3 protein-coding genes are annotated in these 2,551 nt (G+C 65.4%); all 3 read right to left on the bottom strand.

What is annotated here, in order from left to right; genetic code table 11:
* Positions 1-1,071, bottom strand: a 1,071-nt coding sequence (locus FUT88_RS24275) for an ABC transporter permease (RefSeq protein WP_147219031.1), incomplete at its 3' end; no start/stop codon positions are given.
* A gap of 103 nt (positions 1,072-1,174) precedes the next feature.
* A complete protein-coding gene (locus tag FUT88_RS24270) occupies positions 1,175-2,215 on the bottom strand; it encodes an ABC transporter substrate-binding protein (protein ID WP_147219029.1) in 1,041 nt (346 codons plus the stop codon).
* Positions 2,216-2,286: 71 nt separating this feature from the next.
* Positions 2,287-2,551 (bottom strand): TOBE domain-containing protein (locus FUT88_RS24265; protein ID WP_147219027.1); only part of this gene is annotated, 265 nt, incomplete at its 5' end.

Genomic DNA, 2,551 nt, shown 5'->3' with positions numbered 1-2,551 from the left:
CAGGATGAACACCAGCAGCGCGCCGGCGCCGATGCCCGGGTACGTCTGCGGCACATACACGCGCCAGAACGCGGCAAACGGATGGCTGCCCAGCGACACGGCCGCGCGCTGGTACGTGGGCGGGATCGACTTCATCACGCTGTACAGCGGCAGGATCATGAACGGCAGCAGGATGTGCGTCATCGAGATGTACACGCCCACGCGATTGAACAGCAGCGCCAGCGGCTCCTTGATGATGCCGAGGTCCATCAGGCCGTGGTTGATCAGGCCTTCGGTCTGGAGCAGCACGATCCACGCCGCCACGCGCACGAGGATGGACGTCCAGAACGGGATCAGCACCATCACCATGACGAGGTTGGCGCGGCGCTCGGGCAGCGAGGCGATCCAGTACGACAGCGGATAGCCCAGCAGCAGTGCGAACAGCGTCACCATCGCGCTGATGACGAAGGTGCGGATAAACACCGTCACGTAGATCTGCTCGTCTGGGTCGGTCGCTTCGATGTGGCCGAAGGCATCTTGCCGGTGGTCCAGCGCGGCCAGCAGGTAGAACGGCGACGTGCGGCTGCTGTTCTTGGCAATGGCCTGCCAGTACGTGACATCGCCCCAGCGCTCGTCGAGTTCGAGGAGCTTGGCGCGGGTCTGGCCGGGCGTGAGCGTCAGTGCCTTGCCCTGGTCATCGGCCAGTGGCATGGCGCGCGCGGTCTTGGCAACGAGCGAGCGGAAGCCCGGGATTTCGGTGTTGAGGCGGCGAGCCAGTGCGCCCATCGCTTCGCCTTCGCTCACCGTCGTGAGGTCGGCGGCGAGCGCGGCGTAGGCGGCGTCGGCCGGCGGGCTCTTGCGGTCCCAGTCCTTCAGGGCGATGACCGTCTTGGGCAGCGCGTCGGCTACCTCCGGGTTCTGCACGGCGCGTGTGAGCAGGGCGCCGATCGGCACGACAAAGATGAGCAGCAGGAAGATGGCGAGCGGCGCCACCAGCGCCAGGGCCATGGCACGCCTGCGCGCCTCAGCGCTCTTCAATTCGCGTTTGAGTTTGGCCGTCGAATCAGGAACCGATTCAGCCGCGATCGTCATGGTGTTCAATGCTGCCTCGCCATCGCTACGGGAATTCATCCGGCGGATGCCTTGCCGAAGGGGCAGGGCATCCGCGCGGTCACTGCGTTACACCGCGATGCGGTTACTTCGACGCCCACGAGGCGAAGCGCTGCTCCAGCTCGTCGCCATGGTCAGTCCAGAACTGCAGGTTCTGCAGCACGGCGTTCTTGGCGTTCTCCGGGGAGTTCGGCATGTTGGCCTGCGTCTTGGCGTCGAGCGCCTTGATGGCCGCCACGTTGGCCGGGCCATACGCGATGTGCTTGGCGTATTCCTGCTGTGGCTTCTGCGACAGCGTGTAAGCGATGTACTGCTCGGCCAGCGCCTTGTTGGGCGTGCCCTTGGGGATAGCCCAGTAGTCCAGGTCGTAGATGCTGCCGTTCCAGACCACCTTCAGGTTCTTGCCTTCGCGCTGTGCAGCGTCGATACGGCCGTTGAACGCGGTGGACATCACCACGTCACCCGCCACCAGGAACTGCGGCGGCTGCGCGCCGGCTTCCCACCACTGGATGTTCGGCTTGAGCTGATCGAGCTTCTTGAACGCGCGGTTCTGGCCGTCCTTGGTGGCGAGCACCTTGTAGACGTCCTTGACGGGCACGCCGTCGGCCATCAGCGCGAATTCCAGGTTGCCGCGCGCACCCTTGCGCATGCCGCGCTTGCCCGGGAATTTCTTCACGTCCCAGAAATCGGCCCAGCCGGTCGGGGCGGTCTTGAGCTTGTCGGCGTTGTACGCCATCGCGGTCGACCACACGAAGAAGCCCACGCCGCAGGTGCTCGGCGACTCGGGGATCAGATCGCTCTTCTTGGCGATCTTGCTCCAGTCGAGCTTCTCGAACAGGCCTTCATCGCAGCCGCGGCCGATGTCGCCCGATTCCACTTCGACCACGTCCCAGTTGACGTGCTTGGCTTCGACCATGGCCTTGATCTTGGCCTGCTCGCCGTTGTACTCGACCACGGTGACCTTGTTGCCGGTCTGCGCCTCGAACGGCTTGTTGAACGCGGCCTTCTGCGCGTCGCCATTGGCGCCGCCGAAGTTCACGACGGTGATTTCCGCTGCATGCGCGCCGAATGCAATGGCGAACGCGCCGGCAAGCACGGACAGACGCGTCTTTGTGGTGTGTTTCATTCCTGGCTCCTCTTATTGGCGTGTGGGTACAACGTGTGGTCGTGGCATGCGGGCAGGGCTGCCCGCATGCGTCATGCAAAAACGCGCAGGTGTTCCGGTGCGAACTCCAGCTGGATCGGCGCGCCGGGCGCGAAGCCTTCGAGCGCGCGCGTGCCCAGCGGCACCTTCACGAAACATTCGGGCTGGTCGGGCAGGGCGCAGCGCATGCGCACGTGGTCGCCAAAGTAGACGAGCCCACGCGTCTGTCCGGTGATCGCGTTGCCGGCGGCGGAGGCGCCCTCGGCCAGGCGCATGCGCTCGGGGCGGATGCAGCCCGTGGCCGTGGCACCGACGTTG

The organism is Ralstonia sp. TCR112 (assembly GCF_007997035.1).
Taxonomy (GTDB): Bacteria; Pseudomonadota; Gammaproteobacteria; order Burkholderiales; family Burkholderiaceae; genus Ralstonia; species Ralstonia edaphi.
Note: the sequence above shows the minus strand (reverse complement) of the source record. Positions and strands in the feature narration are given on the sequence as shown.

Excerpts from the sequence above, each read along its gene's own strand:
- FUT88_RS24270 (WP_147219029.1), bottom strand. The coding sequence starts at position 2,215 with ATGAAACACACCACAAAGACGCGTCTGTCCGTGCTTGCCGGCGCGTTC.